The 21,201-nt window shown below is 64.7% G+C and carries 20 protein-coding genes; 11 read left to right on the forward strand and 9 right to left on the reverse strand.

Translation table 11 applies throughout. The features are described from left to right. Positions 1 to 118 precede the first annotated feature (118 nt). The 6 genes from ACQR0U_RS10545 to ACQR0U_RS10570 all read left to right on the forward strand — a co-directional run bounded on the left by ACQR0U_RS10545 (position 119) and on the right by ACQR0U_RS10570 (position 5,670). Entirely contained in the window at positions 119 to 409 is a 291-nt protein-coding gene (locus ACQR0U_RS10545) for a gamma-butyrobetaine hydroxylase-like domain-containing protein (RefSeq protein ID WP_315713523.1), read from the forward strand. 74 nt (positions 410 to 483) lie between these two features. Beyond that, on the forward strand, positions 484 to 1,269 hold the full coding sequence (locus ACQR0U_RS10550; protein WP_315752353.1) for a Crp/Fnr family transcriptional regulator: 786 nt from the start codon (positions 484 to 486) through the stop codon (positions 1,267 to 1,269). A gap of 163 nt (positions 1,270 to 1,432) precedes the next feature. Then, on the forward strand, positions 1,433 to 2,848 hold the full coding sequence (locus ACQR0U_RS10555; RefSeq protein WP_434843166.1) for an ABC transporter substrate-binding protein: 1,416 nt from the start codon (positions 1,433 to 1,435) through the stop codon (positions 2,846 to 2,848). Continuing rightward, positions 2,845 to 3,732: an ABC transporter permease gene (locus ACQR0U_RS10560; protein WP_434843167.1), complete on the forward strand. Its 888-nt coding sequence runs from the start codon at positions 2,845 to 2,847 to the stop codon at positions 3,730 to 3,732. Before ACQR0U_RS10555 ends, ACQR0U_RS10560 begins: the two co-directional genes overlap by 4 nt. After that, positions 3,729 to 4,601: an ABC transporter ATP-binding protein gene (locus tag ACQR0U_RS10565; protein WP_434843168.1), complete on the forward strand. Its 873-nt coding sequence runs from the start codon at positions 3,729 to 3,731 to the stop codon at positions 4,599 to 4,601. The genes ACQR0U_RS10560 and ACQR0U_RS10565 overlap by 4 nt, the downstream gene beginning before the upstream one ends. Before the next feature lie 310 nt (positions 4,602 to 4,911). Further along, positions 4,912 to 5,670, forward strand: coding sequence for an SDR family NAD(P)-dependent oxidoreductase (locus ACQR0U_RS10570; protein WP_434843169.1), 759 nt, complete (start codon positions 4,912 to 4,914; stop codon positions 5,668 to 5,670). Positions 5,671 to 5,683: 13 nt separating this feature from the next. On the opposite strand, the gene ACQR0U_RS10575 is transcribed toward ACQR0U_RS10570, so the two are convergent. Both ACQR0U_RS10575 and ACQR0U_RS10580 read right to left on the reverse strand, forming a co-directional pair. Then, a complete protein-coding gene (locus tag ACQR0U_RS10575) occupies positions 5,684 to 6,709 on the reverse strand; it encodes a LacI family DNA-binding transcriptional regulator (RefSeq protein ID WP_316184077.1) in 1,026 nt (341 codons plus the stop codon). 18 nt (positions 6,710 to 6,727) lie between these two features. Beyond that, positions 6,728 to 6,994 (reverse strand): hypothetical protein, encoded by a 267-nt coding sequence (locus ACQR0U_RS10580; RefSeq protein ID WP_315713664.1) that lies wholly within the window; start codon positions 6,992 to 6,994, stop codon positions 6,728 to 6,730. Between ACQR0U_RS10580 and ACQR0U_RS10585 the strand changes: the two genes are divergently transcribed. From ACQR0U_RS10585 to ACQR0U_RS10605, 5 genes are all read left to right on the forward strand, one after another. Then, positions 6,933 to 8,072, forward strand: a complete 1,140-nt coding sequence (locus ACQR0U_RS10585; protein ID WP_434843170.1) for a sugar ABC transporter substrate-binding protein — start codon at positions 6,933 to 6,935, stop codon at positions 8,070 to 8,072. The two genes, ACQR0U_RS10580 and ACQR0U_RS10585, sit on opposite strands and share 62 nt — an antisense overlap. Positions 8,073 to 8,148: 76 nt before the next feature. Further along, entirely contained in the window at positions 8,149 to 9,690 is a 1,542-nt protein-coding gene (locus ACQR0U_RS10590; RefSeq protein ID WP_434843171.1) for a sugar ABC transporter ATP-binding protein, read from the forward strand. After that, a complete protein-coding gene (locus ACQR0U_RS10595; protein WP_315713531.1) occupies positions 9,687 to 10,667 on the forward strand; it encodes an ABC transporter permease in 981 nt (326 codons plus the stop codon). The genes ACQR0U_RS10590 and ACQR0U_RS10595 overlap by 4 nt, the downstream gene beginning before the upstream one ends. Then, positions 10,664 to 11,644 carry an ABC transporter permease gene (locus ACQR0U_RS10600; RefSeq protein ID WP_316192808.1) on the forward strand — a complete coding sequence of 327 codons (981 nt, stop codon included), beginning with the start codon at positions 10,664 to 10,666 and terminating at the stop codon, positions 11,642 to 11,644. The genes ACQR0U_RS10595 and ACQR0U_RS10600 overlap by 4 nt, the downstream gene beginning before the upstream one ends. Before the next feature lie 461 nt (positions 11,645 to 12,105). Next, positions 12,106 to 13,089 (forward strand): phosphatase PAP2 family protein, encoded by a 984-nt coding sequence (locus ACQR0U_RS10605; protein ID WP_434843172.1) that lies wholly within the window; start codon positions 12,106 to 12,108, stop codon positions 13,087 to 13,089. Between the two features lie 79 nt (positions 13,090 to 13,168). Here ACQR0U_RS10605 and ACQR0U_RS10610 read toward each other — a convergent pair whose 3' ends face one another. The 7 genes from ACQR0U_RS10610 to ACQR0U_RS10640 form a co-directional block, all read right to left on the reverse strand. Further along, on the reverse strand, positions 13,169 to 13,864 hold the full coding sequence (locus ACQR0U_RS10610; RefSeq protein ID WP_315713534.1) for an ABC transporter ATP-binding protein: 696 nt from the start codon (positions 13,862 to 13,864) through the stop codon (positions 13,169 to 13,171). Next, positions 13,864 to 14,613 (reverse strand): ABC transporter ATP-binding protein, encoded by a 750-nt coding sequence (locus ACQR0U_RS10615; RefSeq protein ID WP_316165893.1) that lies wholly within the window; start codon positions 14,611 to 14,613, stop codon positions 13,864 to 13,866. Before ACQR0U_RS10615 ends, ACQR0U_RS10610 begins: the two co-directional genes overlap by 1 nt. Next, on the reverse strand, positions 14,610 to 15,902 hold the full coding sequence (locus tag ACQR0U_RS10620; RefSeq protein ID WP_434843173.1) for a branched-chain amino acid ABC transporter permease: 1,293 nt from the start codon (positions 15,900 to 15,902) through the stop codon (positions 14,610 to 14,612). Before ACQR0U_RS10620 ends, ACQR0U_RS10615 begins: the two co-directional genes overlap by 4 nt. Continuing rightward, a complete protein-coding gene (locus ACQR0U_RS10625) occupies positions 15,899 to 16,846 on the reverse strand; it encodes a branched-chain amino acid ABC transporter permease (protein ID WP_315752342.1) in 948 nt (315 codons plus the stop codon). The genes ACQR0U_RS10620 and ACQR0U_RS10625 overlap by 4 nt, the downstream gene beginning before the upstream one ends. A gap of 118 nt (positions 16,847 to 16,964) precedes the next feature. Then, positions 16,965 to 18,197, reverse strand: a complete 1,233-nt coding sequence (locus tag ACQR0U_RS10630) for a branched-chain amino acid ABC transporter substrate-binding protein (RefSeq protein WP_434840896.1) — start codon at positions 18,195 to 18,197, stop codon at positions 16,965 to 16,967. A gap of 246 nt (positions 18,198 to 18,443) precedes the next feature. Further along, positions 18,444 to 19,715 (reverse strand): serine hydrolase domain-containing protein, encoded by a 1,272-nt coding sequence (locus ACQR0U_RS10635; protein ID WP_434843174.1) that lies wholly within the window; start codon positions 19,713 to 19,715, stop codon positions 18,444 to 18,446. Positions 19,716 to 19,834: 119 nt separating this feature from the next. After that, positions 19,835 to 21,055 carry an ABC transporter substrate-binding protein gene (locus ACQR0U_RS10640; protein ID WP_434843175.1) on the reverse strand — a complete coding sequence of 407 codons (1,221 nt, stop codon included), beginning with the start codon at positions 21,053 to 21,055 and terminating at the stop codon, positions 19,835 to 19,837. Positions 21,056 to 21,201 lie beyond the last annotated feature (146 nt).

Genomic DNA, 21,201 nt, shown 5'->3' on the forward strand with positions numbered 1-21,201 from the left:
CGCGGCAACGAAGCACCTCGCGCTCCACATTCCGTCGAACGAGGCAATTAGTTGCTGGGGGCCCCGGTCCGTCTCCCCTAGCGTGACGACGCCGGCTTCGGCACAACCAGGAGGCGCCATGATTCCAGCCGATACCCTCAACAGCGAAGTCAGTCCCGACCTGGCGTCGTTACGGCTGCGGAATGCCGGCGGCGCTCCCGCGGAGCTGTCCGCCGAACGGCTGCGGCTGTCCTGCATGTGCGCGCATTGCAGGCGGGCCCGCCTCGACGGCCGCTTCCCGGCGCAGTTTCCCGGGATCGGCATCGTCGGGGTCGGAGATCTCGGTTACGGCTTGAACATCGCGTTTTCCGACGGCCACAATCGCGGCATCTATCCGAAATCATACCTTTGGGAACTCGTTGCCGCCTGAGGTGCGTCGCGCGGTGACGGATGGCACGAACATTGCTCCGCTTCTGATCAGTATGATCAATGCGGAGGCAAGACATGTTGCTGCAGGCAGCCAAATCAGCTGCGGACGCCGTGCCCTCTCCCATGACGTCAGCGCGCGCGGTGACCAGTTCGTCGCTCCTGCTCACCGAAAGCCAGCAATCCATCGGCGGCCCGCCGTCGCTGATCGAAAGGCTCAGCCTGCGCGAGCGTGAGCAGGTGCTCAAGCAGGGCCGCCGCAAGGTGCTGAACCGCGGCCAGACGCTGTTCAGCCAGGGCGCCAGGCACGACGGCATCTTCCTGGTCGAGAGCGGCCGCATCCGCGTGTTCTATACGTCGCCGCAGGGGCGCGAGATCACGCTGGCCTATTGGCATGTCGGCAATTTCGTCGGCGGTCCCGAGGTGTTCGACACCGGCGTGCATCAATGGTCCGGCATCGCCGCCAGCAATGCCAGCGTGATCCAGCTTCCCGGCAAGGAGCTGCGAACGCTGGTGGCGGAGATCCCCAATCTCGCGATCGGACTGATCGAAGGGTTGAGCTTCAAGGGAAAATGCTACTCCGCCCTGGCCCAAATGCTGGGGACGCGTTCGATCACCGAGCGGCTCGCTCATCTGCTGCTGCATCTCGTCGACCTCTATGGCGTGGATGATCCCGACGGCAAGGTCATTGCCGCGGCCTTCACCCATGCCGACATCGCCCACATGGTCGGGGCGACGCGGCAGTGGGTGACGATCAGCCTCAAGCGGATGCAGGAAAAGAATATCGTCCGCACCAGGCGTTCGCAGATCGTGGTCTGCCGGCCCGACGTCCTGGACGAGATGCGCGGCCAGGCCGCGGATTAGCCGGCCTGCTCATGCAAGCGGCTGTCATGAGCGAAATTGCCCAAGGAGTACGCAACCGGATTTTGACGGCAACTAATCCACCCGCTGCCGAACTCCGGATTTGCGCTCGTGGACGCGGCCTTCATCATGGCGCCATCAGCCATCCAACCGAACGGGGATGAGAATGGTCCGCTGCCGTCACGCGCTCTTGCTATCCGTCACCTGTCTGTCCCTGATCGCGGCGCAGCCCGTCGCAGCAGAGACAGTCACGATCGGCATAGGCACCCAGGACACCACGACCAACACGGTGACGGCCGGCACCATCGTGCGGCAGCTTCACCTGCTGGAGAAGTATCTGCCCAAGGACGGCAAATACGCCAACATCAAGTTCGAGATCGAGTGGCAGAACTTCACCTCCGGTCCGCCCGTCACCAACGGGATGATGGCGAACAAGCTGCAGTTCGGCATGATGGGCGACTACCCGCTGATCGTGAACGGCTTCACCTTCGAGAACAATCCCGAGAGCAAGAGCCGGCTGATCGCCGTCGCCGCCTACAGCCTCGCCGGCTCCGGCAACGGCATCGTCGTTCACAAGGACTCGCCCTACTACGAACTCTCCGACCTCAAGGGCAAGCTGGTCAGCGTGCCGTTCGGCTCGGCCGCACACGGCATGGTGCTGAAGGCGCTTCAGGACGGCGGCTATCCGGCGGATTTCTTCCAGCTGGTGAGCCAGACGCCGGAGGTCGGCTCGACCAACCTGCAGGAAAAGAAGATCGACGCGCACGCCGATTTCGTGCCGTTCGCGGAACTGCTGCCGTTCCGCGGCTTTGCGCGCAAGATCTTCGACGGCGTCCAGACCAACCTGCCGACATTCCATGGCGTCGTCGTCCGCACCGACTTCGCGGAAAAATATCCCGAGGTCGTCATCGCCTATGTCAAGGCGGTGATCGCCGCCAACCAGTGGCTGCGCCAGGATCCGAAGGCGGCGGCCGAAAAGATCCAGGAATGGACCGGGATCAACAAGGAGGTCGTCTACATCTTCCTCGGCCCCGGCGGCAACATGACCACGGATCCGACGATCAAGCCGGCGCTGGTGGATGCCGCCGCAACCGACGTCAAGGTGTTGCAGAGCCTCGGCCGCATGAAAGAGTTCGATCCGAAGACATGGGTCGACGACAGCTACATCCGCAAGGCCTATACCGAGCTGAAGCTGGACTACGACAAGGATCTCGCCAGCACCGCGAACTACGAAATCTCCGGCGAGGACAAGTTCTGCAACAGGCCGATCACCGAGCCGCGCAAGGCCGGCGAGGTCTGGGTCGACGGCGAGGGCATCATAGCCTTCAGCAGCGCGACCTGCACGCTCGGCGCCTATGCCGACTACAAGGCCAAGGGCAAGAAGATCAACGTCGCCTACGTCTTCGACACCGCGCGCGGTATCAAGCTGTTCGCCGACCAGGCGTTCTTCGCCGCGGCCAATGGCGAGATCGCGCCGTTCCTGCTGAAGAAGGATGCCGAGGCCTATGCCGCCAAGATCGGCGGCAAGGTGATGGGACTTGATGACGCCGTGAAGCTGGCGATGGCGGGAGGCAAGACTTGAGCAGCCCCGCTTTGATGACATCCCCCGACCAGGCTGCGGCGACCGCCGCGCCTGGCACCGCGATCCCGCCGAGCCGTCCGGACGTCTCCGCCCGCGCGGCACGCTGGTTCCGGCTGAACCAGGACAGGCTGCAGTCGGTGCTGATCGGCACCGCGTCGCTGATCCTGTTCCTGATCGCCTGGCACATGCTGACGACCTACCGCGTCGTCTTCTTCGTGAAGTTCGTCAACGTGCCGGCGCCGCTGGCGGTCTATGCGAGCTTCACCAAGGCGATCCACGATCCGAAATTCCTGATGCACATCCTGCTCAGCTGCCGCCGGATCTTCATCGGCTTCTCGCTGGCCGCATTGGTCGGCGTGCCGCTCGGCCTGATCATGGGCCGGTTCAAGCTGGTGCACGAGATCGTCTTCCCGGTCGCCGAGGTGCTGCGTCCGATCCCGGCGATCGCCTGGGTGCCGATGGCGATCATGCTGTGGCCGACCAACGAGCAGAGCATCGTCTTCATCACCTTTCTCGGCTCGTTCTTTCCGATCCTGGTCAACACGCTGCACGGCATGACGCTGGTCGACCCCGTGCTGGTGCGGGCCGCCAAGTGCCTCGGCGCGCGGGAGACCGCGATCTTCCGCGAGGTCTATTTCCCGGCGTCGCTGCCGCACATCTTCACCGGCCTCACCGTCGGCATGGGCGTCGCATGGGTGTCGCTGATCGCGGCCGAGATGATCTCGGGGCAGTTCGGCATCGGCTACTTCACCTGGGAAGCCTATTCGCTGGTCCAGTATGCCGACATCGCGCTCGGGATGATCGCGATCGGCGTGCTCGGGCTCGGCTCGAGCCTCGTGATCCGCGCAGCCGGACAGTTGGTGATGCCCTGGAGGTCGCGATGAGCCAAGCCGCAGCGGATACGAGACAGGGCCATATCGAGGTCCGCAACTTCGCCCTGAGCTACGAGACCATCGACGGCGCCGTCGAGGCCGTCACCGACACCCAGATCCACGTCGAGCCCGGTGAGTTCGTCTCGATCGTCGGACCGTCGGGTTGCGGCAAGTCGACACTGCTCAACGCCGTCGCGGGTTTCCTCAAGCCCACCAGCGGCGTCGTCACGGTCGACGGCCATGCCGTGACGGGTCCGAGCGCCGAGCGCGGCATGGTGTTCCAGCAATATTCGCTGTTTCCCTGGAAGACGGTGCGCGAGAACGTCGAGTTCGGGCTGAAGATGCGCGGCATGCCGAAGTTCGAGCGCGCACGCGCGGCGCGCACTCTGCTCGGGCTCGCCGGCCTCGAGGCGTTCGAGAACCATTATCCCGAGCGCCTCTCCGGCGGCATGAAGCAGCGCGTCGGCATCGTGCGCGCGCTCGCCACTGGTCCCAAGGTGCTGCTGCTCGACGAGCCGTTCGGCGCGCTCGACGCGCAGACCCGCATCATCATGCAGCAGATCCTCACCAACATGTGGCAGCGGCTGAAGATCTCGGTGCTGTTCGTCACCCACGACATCGACGAGGCGATCTTCCTGTCCGACCGCGTCTACTGCATGACCGCGCGCCCGGGCTCGATCAAGGCCGAAATCCAGATCCCGCTCGAGCGGCCCCGCCAGCAAGCGATGATGATGTCGTCGGAATTCCTGGCGCTGCGGCGCGGGCTGATGTCGCTGATCCGCGAGGAAAGCCTGAAGGCGATGGGCGGCGAGATCACCGATCTCGGCATGCAGGGACTCAGTATCGAGCTGCAGGGCCAGTCGATCGCCGAAATCCTCTGAGGCGCTCGATCCGCGACGTCCGCTCCAGCTACGCCCGAAGCGCCCGATGGTCGCACCCGGGCGGCGCATCAGTGCTGGCGTCCCTGCCGGTCCTGACGCAGAATGCCGGAAAGCCAAACAAGGGCATCGCAGGGGAGCGCCCGGATCCGTCAGCATCGGCATCGGGCGCGAGAGTTGCCCGCAGGCGCACATGAAGGGGTTCAGGCGAACGCGCACCGGCCGTGCATCGCACGGCACGGACGACGTTCGAGATCCGGCCAGTGTCGTCGTCGGGCGCGGCTGCTCTCCAGGCGCAACTGAGAGGAAGCCAATGCAGGGCACCATCTATCCAAGCCTCAAGGATCGGGCCGTCCTCGTGACCGGCGGCGGCTCCGGCATCGGGGAAGCCATCGTGCGCAATTTCGTCGACCAAGGCGCGCGTGTCGGATTCATCGACATCGATCTGGAGGCGTCGCAGCAGCTGCTGGCGAGCCTGCCCGCGGAGGCGAAGGTGCACTTCGCGCATGCCGACCTTCGCGACATCGGTGCGCTGAGGGCTGCGGTCGCCGGCGCCCGTGCGGCGCTGGGGCCGATCACCATTCTGGTGAACAACGCCGCGCGTGATGACCGCCACGCGATCGAGGACGTCACGCCGGACTATTGGGACGAGCGCATCGCCGTGAACCTCAAACATCAGTTCTTCGCGGCCCAGGCGGTCGCACCGGACATGATCCAGGCCGGAGGCGGCGCGATCGTCAATCTCGGCTCGGTGAGCTGGGTGCTGGGCCAGGGCAACATGCCCTGCTACACCACGGCGAAGTCGGCGATCCAGGGACTGACCCGCGCCCTCGCCCGCGATCTCGGACCCAGCAACGTGCGGGTCAATTCCATTCTTCCGGGCTGGATCATGACCGAGCGGCAGCAGAGACTCTGGCTGACGCCCGAGGGCGAGGCCGAGCTCATGCGCCGCCAATGCCTCAAGCGCAAGCTCGTGCCGGACGACATCGCCCGCGTGGTGCTGTTCTTCGCCGCCGACGACAGCGGCGCCTGCACCAACCAGAACTACATCGTCGACGGCGGCTGGGCCTGAGGCTCGACCATCATCACGAAGCCACGAGGTGCGGTCCGGTGCTGCCGCGTGCGACGATCTCGAAGCCGAGGTCGATCCGCCGCGTTCTCGGCCGCTTGCCGGTGGCGATCACCTGAAGCACCAGTTCGGACGCCACGCGCCCCATGTCGGCGCGCGGCGTCAGCACGGTCGACAGCGGCGGATTGGAGGCCGCCGCGAATTCCAGGTCGTTGAAGCCGATCAGCGACATCCGGCGCGGGACCTCCAGCCCCGCCTGCTGGCAGGCGAATAGCGCACCAAGCGCGATGTTGTCATCGCAGCAGAAGATCGCATCGGGAACTTCGCTCGCGAGCATCTCCTCGGTCAGCTTCCGCCCCAGCGAGATCGTCGCCTGCGCCGGCAGCCAGGCCACCAGCGACGTGCCGTCCAGCCCCGCTTCGGCCAGCGCCGCGCGATACCCCTCGAGCCGGGCGCGGGCCCGGTCGTCGCGCTGTCCCGAGAGATAGGCGATCCGCCGATGTCCCAGCTCGATCAGGAAGCGGGTCGCGGCGTAGCCGCCCTGGCGCTGCGAGAGTCCGACATTCAGATCGATCGGATCGTCGGTCAGCTCGAACGTCTGCACCACCGGAATCCGCGATCGTTCGAGAACGCGCCGCGCGGCCCGCGTCTGGTTCACTCCGACGAGGATCAGCGCCTCGATGTTCTGGCCCAGCAGCGTCCTGATCGCGCCCTCTTCCTCCTCCGCCGAGTAGCGGCTGCTGACGACGACGGGACGAAAGCCGAGCGGCAGCAGGGTGTCGTAGATCGCCTGCAGGTAGTCCGCGAAGATGCCGTTGGAGAGCGACGACACGACGATGCCAATCGAATGCGTGCGGGTCGAGGCGAGCCGGCTCGCCGCGAAGTTCGGCACATAGGCCAGCCTGTCGACCGCGGCATCGATCCGCTTGCGCAACTCCGGCGACACCATATCGGGCCGCCGCAGCGCCCGCGACACAGTGACAGCGCTGACATGGGCGATGCGCGCGACGTCCTCCAGCGTGGTGCGACGCTTCTGAGACATGATCCTTGCAACATTGATTCACGCGGATTTGTCCGAACCATATTCATGACATGCGACCGGCCGCTTGGCAAAAGCCGCGCGACGGTAATTGACAGCGCTGTCATTGATCAGTAACGCTTGGCGGGTCGAGATGACGAGCAATGCTCGCACAACCTCCGGAAACAAAGAGGCGTCTCGCACATGCGTCATTGATTTGGCGCGACAACAACAGGGGAGGTCACGAATGTCGTCCATGTCGATGAGGGCGCGATGCCTTGCCACTTGTGCATCGCTGGTGTTGGTCACGGCGTTTGCCGGCAAGGCGCTGGCGGAGCCGGAGATGGTCAAGGGACCGGCGACCGAGCCTGAATGCATGGTGCCGTGGACCGCGAACACCAAGTTCTTCAAGTTTCCGGCCAAGAAGGGCCCGTACCGCATCGCACTGGCGAACGGCTACATCGCCAATACCTGGCGCATCCAGATGATCCAGACCGCGAAGGCCTATGCGGCGCAGCCGGAGGTCAAGGCCAAGCTGAAGGAATTCAAGGTCGTCTCGACCGGCGAGGACGTGCCGGCCCAGATATCGGCAATCAACAACTTCATCGACTCCGGCTATGACGCCATCGTCGTCAACGCGCAGAACCCGACCGCGTTCGGGCCGGTGATCAAGCGCGCCAAGCAGGCCGGCGTGATCCTCGTCGCCTTCGACAACATCCTCGCGACGGAAGATGCGATCAACGTCAACGTCGACCAGAAGGGTCTCGGCGAACTCTGGGCGAAGTGGCTGGTCAAGAACGTGCCCAGCGGCGGCAAGGTGCTCGAGGTGCGCGGCGTCGCCGGCACCTCGGTCGACACCGACCGGCACAACGGCTTCCACTCCGTTCTCGATGCCTCCGGCAAGAAGTGGCAGGTCACCGAGGTCGTCGGCAAATGGGACGACGGCGTCGCCCAGAAGGCCACGGCGGATGCGATCGCGACCAATGGCCCGTTCGATGCGATCTCCGGCCAGGGCGGCGACACCGGCATCGTGCAGGCCATGCTCGACGCCAAGCACAAGATGGTGCCGTTCGGCGGCGAGACCGAGAACGGCTTCCGCAAGTTCTGCGCCGCCAAGGCGTCCGAAGGCCTGAAATGCTCTTCCGCCGGTACCGGACCTGCGCAGGTCGCGGTCGCGATCAAGGTCGCGCTCGCCGCGTTGGAAGGCAAGGTGGTGCCGCAATCGGTCAAGCTGCCGCTCGCCGTCGTGGAAGATCCGAACTTCAAGAAGGATCAGGACTACTTCCCGGCCCAGTCCGACAACTTCTTCGTCGGCAACTCCTTCCCGACCTGCGGCATCAACTTCACGGCGCAGGAGATCATGGGTCAGTCGAAGGAAAATCAATAGGCCGGTGTGATCGCTGGTCCGCGAGTTCTCTCGCGGCCAGCCCGTCCCTATTGCCCAAACGACTGAGGGAGCAAGCATGATCGCGGCCGAGCCGCTGTTTCGCGCCGAAGGACTGTCCAAGCGCTACGGCGGCGTGATCGCCCTCGACGGTGCGGACCTGGAGGTCCATCCCGGCCGCATCCACGCCATTCTCGGCGAGAACGGCGCCGGCAAGTCGACGCTAATCAAGCTGATGGTCGGCGTGGTCGCGCCGGACGAAGGCCGGATGACGCTTGAAGGACGCGCGGTCGCCTTCAGCGGTCCCTCCGCCGCGAACGATGCCGGCGTCGTCTGCATCTTCCAGGAGCTGTCGCTGATCCCCGACCTGTCGGTCGCCGACAACATCATGATCTCGCATCCGCCGACGCGGTTCGGCATGATCGACCGGCGCGCCCAGCGCCGACTTGCCGAGGAGGCGCTGCACCGCGCCGGCGCCAGCGACATTCATCCGCGCGCGCTGGTGAAGGACCTGCCGCTGTCGCGCCGCCAGATGGTCGAGATCGCGAAAGCGCTGTCGCGGCAGCCGAAGATCCTGATCCTCGACGAGGCAACCTCGGCGCTGACCGCATCCGACGTGACCAAGGTGTTCAAGGTGCTGAAGCGCCTGCGCAGCGAGGGGCTGGCGCTGCTCTACATCTCCCATCGCATGCACGAGATCGCGGAGCTCGCCGACGATTGCAGCGTGTTCCGCAACGGCCGCCGCATCTCGACCTTCCCGGCCGGCACCAAGACGGATGCCGAAGTGATCGAGCTGATGATCGGCCGTGAGTACAAGCATGCCTTCCCGGAAAAGCCGCCGCGGAAAATCATTGGCCGGCCGCCCGCGCTGCAATGCAGGAGCATCAGTTGGGGCGACCGGCTGAAGGACATCTCGTTCTCGCTGCAGGCCGGCGAGATCATCGGTCTCGGCGGGCTCGATGGCCAGGGCCAGCGCGAGCTGCTGCTGGCGCTGTTCGGCGTGCTGCGCGACTGTCGCGGCGACATTCTGATCGACGGCAACAAGGTGACGATCGACAGCCCCGTCACCGCCAAGTCGGAGCGCATCGGTCTCGCGCTCATCCCGGAGGACCGCAAGACCGAAGGACTGATGCTGCCGATGTCGGTGCGCGACAATCTCTCGGCCGCCGCCTTCGACCGGTTCGCGACATTCGGCATCATCGACCGGCAGCGGCAATCGATGCTGATCGAGGAGATGATCCGCCTGATCGAGATCAAGTCCGCCTCCCCCGATCTCGCCGTCAGCGCGCTCTCCGGCGGCAACCAGCAGAAGGTCGTGATCGCGAAATGGCTGATGAACAAGCCGCGCATCATCCTGCTCAATGATCCGACGCGCGGCATCGACGTCGGCACCAAGCAGGAGATCTACCGGCTGCTGCGCCGGCTTGCCGACGAGGGCGCCGCGATCCTGCTCTATTCGACCGACTATGACGAGCTGATCGGCTGCTGCGACCGCGTGCTGGTGATGTACGATGGCGCGATCAGGCGCGAGCTCGCGGGCGCCGAGATCACCGAGCGCGCGCTGGTCAGCAGTGCGCTCAATGTCGACGAAGGCGAGCGAGCGGAAGCGAGTCTGGCATGACCGAGTGGCGGTACTGGCTCTCCGAACAGCGCGGCACCCTGCTCGCGATCGGGATCTTCGTCGCGATGTTCCTGCTCTATGCGACCAATCATCCGGCCGGCTTCAGCGCCAACATGGTGCAGACCGCGGCCAACAAGGCGACGCTGCTGGCCTTTGTCGCGATGGCGCAGGCGATCGTGGTGATCACCGCCGGCATCGATCTGTCCGTCGGCATGATCCTGACCCTGACCAACTGCCTCGCATCCTGGATCGTGGTCGGCACCGCCACCGAGACCGCGCTGGGCGTGGCCGGCGTGCTCGGCACCGGCATCGTCTGCGGCATGATCAACGGCGCGATCGTGATCTTCGGGCGCCTGCAACCGATCGTGACGACGATCGCCACCGGGGCGATGTACTACGGCATCGCGCTGTTCCTGCGGCCCAATCCCGGCGGATCCGTCAACGAGACTCTGGCGGATGCCTTGACGGGAAGATTGTTCGGCGTGCTGCCCACGAGCCTCGTGGCACTGGCTGCGGCGGCGCTGCTGATCTGGGTACCCTATAGCCGCTCGGTCATCGGCCGCGCCGCGTTCGCGACCGGCTCCTCCGAGGTCGCAGCCTACATGTCCGGCGCGCCGATCCGGGCGGCCAAGTTTGTCGCCTACACCTTGGCTGGCCTGTTGTCGGCGATCGGCGGCCTGTTCCTGACGTTCTTCTCCTACACGGGCGAAGCCGCCTATGCGAGCGGCAATGCCTACACGCTGTTCTCGATCGCGGCCGTGGTGCTCGGCGGCGTATCGCTGATGGGCGGACGCGGCAGCGCGATCGGAGCGATCTTCGGCGCGCTCGCCTTCCGCACCATCGGCGATCTGCTGTTCGTGTTCGATTTCGATCCGCTGTGGCAGCCGCTGTTCCAGGGTCTCGTGCTGATGCTCGCGGTCTCGATCGGCGCGTTCGGCCTGGTGCGGGTGCGCAATCGGCTGGAGTGGTTCGGATGAGCGACGCAACGGCACCACGACCGGCCCATCGCGGGATCGCCATGCTGCGTCGGATCGATCCGGCGGTGGCGGCCTCGTTCGGCTGCATCCTGCTGCTGCTGCTGGTGGGCAGCCTCTATTCGCGCAGCTTCCTGTCGCCGGATTATCTGCTGCAGCAGTTGAAGGTCGCGAGCTTCCTGGGCGTGATCGCCACCGGCATGATGCTGGTGATCCTGCTCGGCCAGATCGATCTCTCGGTGCCCTGGGTTGTCACGACGGGCGCGATGATGGCCTGCGCGGCGGCCGCCCATGGCACGACCGGCGCCATCATCGCGATTCCCTGCGGCATTCTCTGCGGAGCCGCCATCGGTCTCCTGAACGGCATCGGCGTCGCCTATCTGCGCATTCCCTCGATGATCATCACCCTGGCGACCAACGCGGTCGCGCAAGGGCTGATGGTCGCCTACACCGGAGGCTTCGCGCCGCAGGATTCCGCCTCCAAGGCGATGCGCTATCTCGCCACCGGCAATATCGTGCCCGGCCTTCCCAACGCGGTGCTGGTGTGGGCGATCATCGGCGGCGCCGCGATCTGGCTGCTGTCGCGGACCACGTTCGGCCGCGCCATCTATGCCATCGGCAATCGCGAGCGCGCGGCCTATCTCTCAGGGATCGATACACGCCGCATCACCATGCTGGCGTTCGCGCTGTCCGGCGCCCTCTCCGCCTGCGGCGGCGTACTGCTCGCGGGCTACGCCTCCAAGGCGGCGCAGTCGATGGGCGACGCTTATCTGCTGCCCTCGATCGCAGCCGTCGTGCTCGGCGGCACGCACATCCTCGGCGGCCGCGGCAGCTATCTCGGCACCGTCGCCGGCGTCGTGCTGATCACCCTGCTGCAATCCATTCTGTCGGTGATGCAGATCAGCGAGGCCGGCCGCCAGCTGATCTACGGCGCGGTGATCATCCTGATGCTCCTGATCTACGGCCGCCAGAAGCTGTGATGCATGCGACGTCGCGACGGACTTTGCTGACAGCGACCACCTCTCGCGCAAGCCCGCGAGCGATCGGCCGCTGACCCCACAGCACCACCACAAGTAGCTCGCCCGCGACGACTGGTGAAGCCCTTCAAACCAAAGCTGCCTCGGATTCGCTCTCAGTCTCTTCTCACCGATTTACCCGTTTTCTATGGGCGCGAAGGCGGCCTCATCGCCGAATGTGCGTTCCTGTCCGGCACAACCGAAACAGGGTTCCAGGCTACGCTTGATTAAGCATCGTTGCACGGTATCTGCGTATTTTACCCGCCGAGGTTGATTTATTAGCCCGACCGGCCGTAACAAAACACCGACGGGAAACAAATCGAAATCCATTTGAAATGTGAGAGCGGACGACAATGTCGGACACCGCAGCCGGTGGTCTATTGCCTGATCTCAGCCGCCGCTGGCTCCCCTGGACAAAGAGCATCTTGCAACGGGCGCGTGACAGCGAGGATGCCGCGACGGCCTGGGCCGTGTTCCGGTTCAACTGGGCTGTCATGACAGCTCTTTGGGTGCTGTTCGGACTGTGCCTGATCTTCACGGATTTTCGCATCGAACCCGTCGGCTACATCATCGTGCTATCGACATCGGCCATCTATGGTCTCATCGGCTACGCCAACGCACGGTCGGCGCGGCGTGCCAAACCCTGGATGTTCTCATTCCTGACAGGAATGGCCCAGACCACACTGGCATCCACCGTGCTGGCATCACTGTCCTACATTGCGACGGCCGCCAACTTGCCGCTTCAGGACGCCAACCTGCTCGCCCTCGATCGCGCCCTTGGCTTCGACTTTCGCGACTACTTGTCGTTCGTCAATGACCGTCCCTGGGCCGTCCTGAGCCTCGCGTTCGGCTATCGATCCATTTCCTGGACGATCTGCATCATCGTCGTGGCCCTTCCCTTGTTGGGCCACTATCGCCGGTTTGCAGAGTTCAACCTCGCGATCAGCCTGACGCTGGCGCTGACATGCATCATCACCTTGTTTGTTCCTGCACTCGGCGTGTACCACGCTCTGGAGCTACCACCGTCGGCCTACGCAAACCTCATTCCCCAAGCCTATTTCGACACGGCGCGCGAGGTGCCCCTGGTTCGCGACGGGACGCTGCGCCTGTTGGACACCAGCCATCTCGCGGGGATCGTGACCTTTCCGAGCTTTCACGCGGCGGCCGCGATCCTCGACGGCTGGGCGCTGTGGTCATTGCGCTGGTTGCGACCGTTCAATGTCCTGATCCACGGCGCGATGCTGCTCTCGACCCCGATCGGCGGCGGACATTTCCTCGTCGACATGATCGCCGGCATCGCGATCGCGACGGCGTCGATCTGCATCGCGCGCCGTGTTGCCCTGAGGCTACGCGAACGCCACACCGCGTTTCCGCGCCGCATGCTGCGACATCCATTGCCTCAGACCTGAAGGATTCGGACAAGGCGTGTGTCTGTGGCACATCTGCCCGAGCTGCATCGGCGAAAACGTGCCGGCTGCTCCTGCGCCCTCATACTTCGAGCCACTCCTGCCGGACCGCGGTGTTGGCCTTGAGCTGATCCGGTGTCCCTTCGAATACGACGCGACCGTGGCCCATCACATAGACGCGTTTCGAAATGCGCATCGCGATCGAGAGCTTCTGCTCGACGAGCAGGATCGCGACGCCCGCCGCTGCGATCCGGGCAATCAGATCGCCGACCTGCTGCACGATCAGCGGCGCCAGACCTTCGGTGGGCTCGTCGATCATGATCAGGTCGGGGTCGCCCATCAGCGTGCGGCAGGTGGTCAGCATCTGCTTCTCGCCGCCCGACAGCACACCCGCAGGCGTATCGGCGCGCGCGGCGAGGTTGGGAAACATGTCGAGCATGTCCTGAAGGCGCCACTTCCCCGGCCGCCGCGTGTCCTTGATGCCGAGCACGAGGTTTTGCCGAACGGTGAGGCTCGGGAAGATGTCACGGTGTTCAGGCACATAGCCGAGCCCAAGGCGCGCGATCTTGTAGCTCGGCAAGCCGGCAATGTCCCGGCCCTTGAAGCGGATCGTCCCCTGCGGACTGACCTCGCCCATGATCGCCTTCACGGTGGTCGAGCGGCCGACACCGTTGCGGCCGAGCAGGCTGACGACTTCGCCGGCGGCGACGTCGAGGTCGACGCCCTGCAGAATATGGCTCTTGCCGTAGTAGGCGTGGAGGTTCCTGACCTCGAGCATCAGTGGGCCTCCTCGCCGAGATAGGCTTCCTTCACCTTCGGGTCGCGACGGATCTCCTCCGGCGTGCCCGACGCGATGATGTGGCCATAGACCAGCACCGAGATGCGATCGGCGAGACCGAATACCACGCTCATGTCGTGCTCGACGATCACCAGCGTCCGCCCCTCGGTGAGCCGCCGGATCAACGAGACGGCGCGCTCGGTCTCAGCGTGGCTCATCCCGGCGGTCGGCTCGTCGAGCATGACGACCGTCGCGCCGCTCGCGATGGTGACGCCGATCTCCAGCTCGCGCTGCTCGGCATAGGTCAACAACCCCGCGGGAATGTCACGCCGATGCGTGAGATGGATGTCATCGAGGATCTGGGCGGTCCGCTCGCGCACCTCCGGCAGGCTGTCGACGTTCTTCCAGAACGCGTAGCGATGTCCGGTCGCCCACAGCACGGCGCATCGGACGTTCTCCCAGACGGTCATGCGGGCGAATACGTTGGTGACCTGGAACGAGCGCGACAGGCCGCGCCGATTGATCTCGAACGGCCGCAGGCCGGAGATGAGCGTGCCGTTCAGCCTCACCTCGCCGGAGGTCGGCCTGATGTGTCCGCTGATCAGGTTGAACGTCGTGGACTTGCCGGCGCCGTTCGGGCCGATGATGGCGTGGCGCTCGCCCTTGGTGACGCTGAGATTGAGGTCGCGGATGACGCCGACATTGCCGAAGCGCTTCTCGACGGCGCGAACTTCGATCGCTGCGGTCATGCCAGATACCCCCGATCACGCGCCACGGTGGCGGCCCTGTCCCAGGCTCCGGCGATCCGCTGCCACGTCGACCGCGCGACAAAGAAGCCGGCGACCACCAGAATCGCGGCGACGCCCCATGTCGCCGGCGATTGCGGATTGAAGGCCACGCCGAACAGGTTGATGGCGTCACCACCCGAATAGCGCGCGACCGTCTCGATGGTCAGGATGACGCCGTAGGCGAGCGCCGCGGTCGGCACGACCGCAACGAGATAGGACGGGATCACCATTCCGAGCGTTCCGGCACGGACCAGCGGCCGGTGCATCATCAGCAGACCGGCAATGCCACCGGGTGAGAACATGACGATGCCGATGAAGATGATGCCAAAGTAGAGCTGCCATACGCTGGTGAGGCTCGTCAGCCCGAGCTGGAGATAGGTCACCAGGATCGCGCCGAGGATCGGACCGAAGAAGTAGGCCGTCCCGCCGATAAAGGTCGCGAACAGCACCAGGCCAGACTGGATTGCACCGAGATAGGCGGAATTCGCGATCTCGAAGCTGATCGCCGCGAGGCCGCCCGCAACGCCGGCGAAGAATCCGGCAAAACAATAGGCGAGATAGCGGACGACGTGCGGGTCATAGCCGATGAACTGGACCCGTTCGGGATTGTCGCGCACCGCATTGCTGATCCGCCCCAGGGGCGTCCGGGTCAGCGCATACATCGCGATTGCCGACAGCACCAGCCAGAACGCGATCAGGTAATAGACCTGCAGCTGCGGCCCGAAGGTCCAGCCGAACATGCGCGGCAGAGCGGTGCGGTCGGTGGTGATGCCGGCTTCGCCGCCGAACACCGAGCGCAGGATCAGCGACGACGACGCCACGAGCTCGCCGATGCCGAGCGAGATCATCGCAAACACCGTGCCGGCGCGCTTGGTCATGACCCAGCCGAGGATGATCGCGAAGGCGAGCCCGCCCAGCCCGCCGAACAGCGGAATGAAGGGCAGCGGAATCGGCCAGCCATGCGCCACCACCGCATTCATCATGTGACAGGCCGCGAAGCCGCCCAGGCCGTAGTGAACCGCATGACCGAACGACAGCAATCCGGTCTGACCAAGGAGGATGTTGTAGGAGAGCGCGAAGACGATCGCGATCCCGATCAGGCTGAACGAGGTCAGCGATCCGCCCGAATTGAACAGCAGCGGCAGCACGATCAGCGCCGCCACGCCGATCACCCAGACGGCATAGAAGCGGAGACGGGATCCGGCGGGCTTTGCCGCGAGATGAGACGCGGAGGTCACTGCTGCGGTCATGATTCGCGAGTCCCCATCAGGCCCACGGGGCGCACGATCAGGACGAGCACCAGCAGCAGGTAGGGAACGATCGGCGCGACCTGCGCGATCGTCACGTTCCAGATGTCGGTGAGCACCGATGGCCCGGCGGATGGATCGAGCGGGCCGAAGGCGCTTGCCAGCGAGCCGTTCAGCGCGACGGCGAAGGTCTGCACCAGGCCGATCACCAGCGAAGCGATGAAGGCGCCCGGCAGCGAGCCCAGGCCGCCGAACACGATCACCACGAACAGGATCGGCCCGAGCGCCGCGGCCATGTCGGATTGCGTCACCAGAGCGGGACCGGCGATGACGCCGGCGAGACCGGCCAGCGCGCTACCGACCCCGAACACCACCATGAACACGCGTCCGACGTTGTGGCCGAGATGGCCCACCATGTGGGGATGGGTCAGCGCCGCCTGAACGATCAGGCCGACCCTGGTGCGCTTGAGCACGATCAGCAGCGCCACGAAGATCGTCACCGACACCGCCAGCATGAACAGCTTGTAGGCCGGATAGTTGGTCGAGAAGATCGTGAACGCGGGAAAGTCCAGCAGCGCCGGGACGCGATAGTCGAGCGGCGTCTTGCCCCAGATCATCGAGACGACTTCCTCGATCGCGAATGCAAGGCCGAAGGTCAGCAGCAGCTCGGCGACGTGGCCATGCTTGTGCGTGTTGCGGAGCCCGTAGCGCTCGACGGCCATGCCGATGGCCCCGACGAGGAGCGGCGCCAGCAGCAGGGCCGGCCAGAAGCCGACCCATTTCGTGAGCTGGAAGCCGAAAAAGGCGCCGAGCATGTAGAAGCTGGCGTGAGCAAAATTGAGCACCCCCATCATGCTGAAGATGACGGTCAGCCCGCTCGACAGCAGGAACAGCAGCATGCCGAACAGCACGCCGTTGAGGGTGGAGATGACGATGAGTTCAAGCACGGTGCACCCGCGAATGTCCGGGGCTTCGATGCCCCGCCGCTCATTCCCTAACAGATCGACGCAGGGCCGACGCCGCTTCCCGCACGGTGAGGACGTGCGGGAAGCCAGCGCGGATCGGTTACGGCCGCGCCATCTTGCACGTCGTCGACACCATGGCTTGGGGCGTATCGACCCTGGAGACCAGGTGCCATCCCCAGCCGGTGTTCTCCTCGTCGAACGGCTCGTTCGCCGCGAGCTTGCCGAAGGACGAGACGTAGATCGGCTGCAAGAACTGGTGATCATCCTTGCGCATGAAGCCGGTGCCGCCGTCCAGCACCTCGAGCTTGAGGTCCTCGAGCGCGGCCGCGACCTTCACCGGATCGATGGAGTTGGCCTTCTCGGCCGCCGCCTTGAACATGCGCATCTCGTTGACCGCCCGCGGATACCACAGCGACATGTTGACCTTGGCGCGGAACGCCTTCTCGTAGTCCATCGCAGCCTGATGGCCCGAATTGGCGAAGCCTTCGGTCAGCTGGAAGACCTGATGATCCAGGCCGGTCTGCTTGATGGCGGTCGGGCCGCCGGCGCCGCCCGCATAATAAGTGTACCAGTTGACCTTCAGGCCGGCATCCGCGGCGGCCTTGAGCAGCAGCGCGATGTCCTGGCCCCAATTGCCGGTGATGACGCTGTCGGCGCCGGACGCCTTGATCTTGGCAATGTAGGGCGAGAAGTCCGTGATCTTCAGCAGCGGATGCAGCTCGTCGCCGACGATCTGGACATCGGGTCGCTTCGCCGCCAGCATCTTGCGCGCATCGCTGCGGACCGACTGGCCGAACGAATAGTCCTGATTGATCAGATACACCTTCTTGATGGAAGAGATGTCCTTCATGTAGTTGGTGAGCGCCTCCATCTTGATGTCCGAGCTGGCGTCCCAGCGGAAATGCCAGTAGCTGCATTTCTCGTTGGTCATGCTCGGATCGACGGCGGCATAGTTGAAGTACAGCACTTCCTTGCCGGGGTTGCGCGTGTTGTGCTTGTTGACGAAATCCTCCAGCGCGAGCCCGACGGATGATCCGTTGCCTTGCGTGATGTAGCGGACGCCGGCGTCGATCGCCTTCTGGGCCTGGATCAGGCTCTCTTGCGGATTGGTCTTATTGTCGAACGGCACGATCTCGACCTTGTGGCCGAGAATGCCGCCCTTGGCGTTGAGCTCGTCGGCCAGGTACTGGAACGTCTTCAGGCCACCCTCGCCGATGCTCGCGCCGCCGCCGGACAGCGGATCGATATAGCCGATCTTGACGGTGTCTTCGGCCTGCGCGGCATGACCGAGCATCGGGACGATCAGGGCAATGGCTAAAGTTAACTTGCGCATAGTCTTGTTTCCTCGCTGGCTGTCGACTTCAGTCGATCGATACGCATGATCGCGCAATTTGAAGAAGCAATGAGCAGAATAACGGCCGGATGACAAGCTCGGCATGACGTGAACGCCAGTTGCAGCTCCGGCAATGTGGAAGACAGGCCGCCCGCCGCCGATCGGACGTTTCATTCGGCGGAATGTTGGCGTCCACATCTTGGACGAACCCGCCGGGCACCCGAGGGGTGACAAGCGCTGCCCCGTTCATGTCGCTTGTTCCGCAAGCTGGGACAGCGCGGCGTAGGTTCCACGCTGATAGACAGGAAGAGCACGGCGGCCGGCAGCACCGCGCCCAGTGGCAATCGTGGCCCCTGTTCCCGCCGAGACCGGCACGTGATGCTGAATCAGATAGATCATGATCAGGTCATTGACGGGATCGGCCTGCCACCAGGTGCCGAAGATGCCCGGCCAGGTGATCGTGCCCGGTGCGCCACAGGCATAGGGATTGCCGGCGGCATCCTCGACGATCGCAAGCCCGAGCCCAAATCCACAGGTCTGCCACAGCGGCATGCCGGCGAAGGGAATCTGGCGCTGCGCGTCGATCAGCCGGTTGGTGCGCATCAGGTTGACGGTTTCGGGCCGCAACAGCCTGACGCCGTCCAGCTCGCCGCCTCCGAGCAGCATGCGCGCGAACCGATGATAGTCGGGCGCGGACGAGATCAGCCCGCCGCCGCCCGGCGTATAGGCCGGCGGCTCGTCATACATGACCGGCTCGACCTTCGCGAGCCGCCCCGCCGTCTCGTCATATCCGTACAGGCTCGCCAGACGATCTCGCTTGGCGTGCGGCAACCAGAAATCGCTGTCGACCATGCCGAGCGGCGCGAAGATGCGCTCCTGTAGCACCTGCCGAAGCGGCCTGCGTGCGACCCGGCCGATCAGGAAGCCGAGCACGTCGGTCGAATGACCGTAGTGGAAGCAGTCGCCGGGCTGATACGCCAGCGGCAGCGTGCCGAGCGCCGCGAGCCATTCGTCGGGCGTCGACCGGTTCATCGCGGGATCGCCGAGCGCGCGCTCATAGGCGACCTTCAACGGGCCTTCCGAGAAGAACGCGTAGGCGATGCCCGAGCGGTGCGTGAGCAGATCCTCGATGGTGATCGCGCGCCGGGCGGGCACGGTCTCGTCGAGCGGGCCGGCGGCGTCACGCAGGACCCGCAGATCGGCGAGCTCTGGAATCCAGCGGGAGATCGGGTCGGCCAAGGCGATCCTGCCTTCCTCGACCAGCATCATCGCCGCCACCGAGGTGATCGGCTTGGTCATCGACGCGATCCGGAACAACGTATCCGGGCGCATGGGGCTCCTGGTTTCGACATCGCGCCAGCCGATCGTCTCGGCATGAACGACCTCGCCGCCGCGCGAGGTGAGAGACACGATGCCGGCGAGCTCGCCGCGATCGACGAATTCGGCGAGTCCCGGGCCGATCGCTGCAAGCGCCGCAGGATCGAAGCCCCGACGGCGGCGGACGGCTTCGCTGGTCATGAGTGGCGCTCCGACGGACAGAGTTCGGTCTTCGGCGCCGGCCGGCGCGGGTGACGGAGAGACAGCAGGGTATCCTGGCGCGCAAGCGACGCTCGGTCAGGCCATGGCCGATGAGAGGATTAGTCCGCCTTGACGTCGTCGGTCAGAATCGGACCCGATATGATCCAGCGCTGACCGTCGAATTTCATCATCTGGAATTGCTTGCTGATGCGGTAGTCATCGGGGGTTGTCGTCACCGACATCCCCGGCAGCCCGAGATCGGGAACGAAGCCCTTGATGCTGGTCGCCTGCTTCATGATGTTGGCGCGCGTCAGCTCGTCGCCGCATTGCCTGAGAATGTGGACGAGCAGGGCCGCCGTCGAGTAGCCATAGGTCGCAAAGCCGCTGTTGGCGTCCTCGCCGGGCGCGTATTTCGCCATGAACGCCTTGTAGCGCTTCATGCCCTCGTCATCGGCCCATTGCGGATCGAGCGGATCCTTGCCGTAGGCGACCGAGATGATGTCCTTGGCATTCTCGAGCCCTGCGGGCACGAGCACCTGACCGACCGCCGTCGCGTTGACCTCCAGGATGTGGACGGGCTTCCAGCCAAGCTCGCCGGCCTTCCTGATCGATTGCGCCGCGAATTTCGGCGTCGACATGTTGTAGAACAGATCGGCACCTGAGGCCTTGAGCGTCACCAGCTGGGAATCGATCGTCGGATCGGACAGCTCGTAGGACAGCTCCTTCACGATCATGCCGGCCTTGGCGCCGAGCCCGTCCTTCAGCCCCTTGACGTAGTCTTTGCCGAGGTCGTCGTTCTGATACAGGATGCCGATCTTCGCGTTCGGATGGTTCTCCAGAATGTATCTGGCGTAGATGTGCGCTTCCGACTGGTAGTTCGGGTTGGCGGAGATCGTCCACGGAAAGTTCTTGGGATCGGTGAAGCGGGACGCTCCGCTTCCCGCCAGAAGCTGCGGAACGCCCTTGCCGTTCAGATATTTCTGGACCGCAGCGTTCGGCGGCGTGCCGATGATCTGGAACGTGGTCAGCACCTCGTCGCTTTCGACCAGCTTGCGCACCTGCTCGACGGTCTTCGGCGGGCTATAGGCGTCGTCATACTGGATGAGGTTGATCTTGCGCCCGTTGACGCCGCCCTGCACGTTGATCATGCGGATATAGGCCGCTTCCGCCTTGCCGATGGCTCCGAAAGCGGAAGCCGGCCCGCTGAGCGGGTTCGTCTGGCCGATCTTGATCTCGGTGTCGGTGGCGCCGACGTCGTATTTCTTCTGGGCGAACGCCGGGGCTGAAAGCGCCACACCGAGCATCAGCACGGCAGCCGCCGTCGACTCGATCCGTGTCATGTGTCCTCCCGTGAGCGGCTGATCCATGGCCAGCCGATTCTCTTTGATGATGTCCGCGCACGACGAGACTGGCAGCGCGTTGGCCGCCGCCCGATCGTCGACCGTTTTCCATCAGGTCTCCGAGACCTACCGTCCGACCGGCCGGC

This window comes from Bradyrhizobium sp. HKCCYLRH3097 (assembly GCF_051167875.1).
Lineage (GTDB): Bacteria > Pseudomonadota > Alphaproteobacteria > Rhizobiales > Xanthobacteraceae > Bradyrhizobium.

Bases quoted from the DNA above. Each gene is read 5' to 3' on its own strand.
- ACQR0U_RS10545 (WP_315713523.1), top strand. From the start codon at position 119: ATGATTCCAGCCGATACCCTCAACAGCGAAGTCAGTCCCGACCTGGCG.
- ACQR0U_RS10550 (WP_315752353.1), top strand. From the start codon at position 484: ATGTTGCTGCAGGCAGCCAAATCAGCTGCGGACGCCGTGCCCTCTCCC.
- ACQR0U_RS10555 (WP_434843166.1), top strand. From the start codon at position 1,433: ATGGTCCGCTGCCGTCACGCGCTCTTGCTATCCGTCACCTGTCTGTCC.
- ACQR0U_RS10565 (WP_434843168.1), top strand. From the start codon at position 3,729: ATGAGCCAAGCCGCAGCGGATACGAGACAGGGCCATATCGAGGTCCGC.
- ACQR0U_RS10570 (WP_434843169.1), top strand. From the start codon at position 4,912: ATGCAGGGCACCATCTATCCAAGCCTCAAGGATCGGGCCGTCCTCGTG.
- ACQR0U_RS10575 (WP_316184077.1), bottom strand. From the start codon at position 6,709: ATGTCTCAGAAGCGTCGCACCACGCTGGAGGACGTCGCGCGCATCGCC.
- ACQR0U_RS10585 (WP_434843170.1), top strand. From the start codon at position 6,933: ATGTCGTCCATGTCGATGAGGGCGCGATGCCTTGCCACTTGTGCATCG.
- ACQR0U_RS10590 (WP_434843171.1), top strand. From the start codon at position 8,149: ATGATCGCGGCCGAGCCGCTGTTTCGCGCCGAAGGACTGTCCAAGCGC.
- ACQR0U_RS10595 (WP_315713531.1), top strand. From the start codon at position 9,687: ATGACCGAGTGGCGGTACTGGCTCTCCGAACAGCGCGGCACCCTGCTC.
- ACQR0U_RS10600 (WP_316192808.1), top strand. From the start codon at position 10,664: ATGAGCGACGCAACGGCACCACGACCGGCCCATCGCGGGATCGCCATG.
- ACQR0U_RS10610 (WP_315713534.1), bottom strand. From the start codon at position 13,864: ATGCTCGAGGTCAGGAACCTCCACGCCTACTACGGCAAGAGCCATATT.
- ACQR0U_RS10615 (WP_316165893.1), bottom strand. From the start codon at position 14,613: ATGACCGCAGCGATCGAAGTTCGCGCCGTCGAGAAGCGCTTCGGCAAT.
- ACQR0U_RS10620 (WP_434843173.1), bottom strand. From the start codon at position 15,902: ATGACCGCAGCAGTGACCTCCGCGTCTCATCTCGCGGCAAAGCCCGCC.
- ACQR0U_RS10630 (WP_434840896.1), bottom strand. From the start codon at position 18,197: ATGCGCAAGTTAACTTTAGCCATTGCCCTGATCGTCCCGATGCTCGGT.
- ACQR0U_RS10635 (WP_434843174.1), bottom strand. From the start codon at position 19,715: ATGACCAGCGAAGCCGTCCGCCGCCGTCGGGGCTTCGATCCTGCGGCG.
- ACQR0U_RS10640 (WP_434843175.1), bottom strand. From the start codon at position 21,055: ATGACACGGATCGAGTCGACGGCGGCTGCCGTGCTGATGCTCGGTGTG.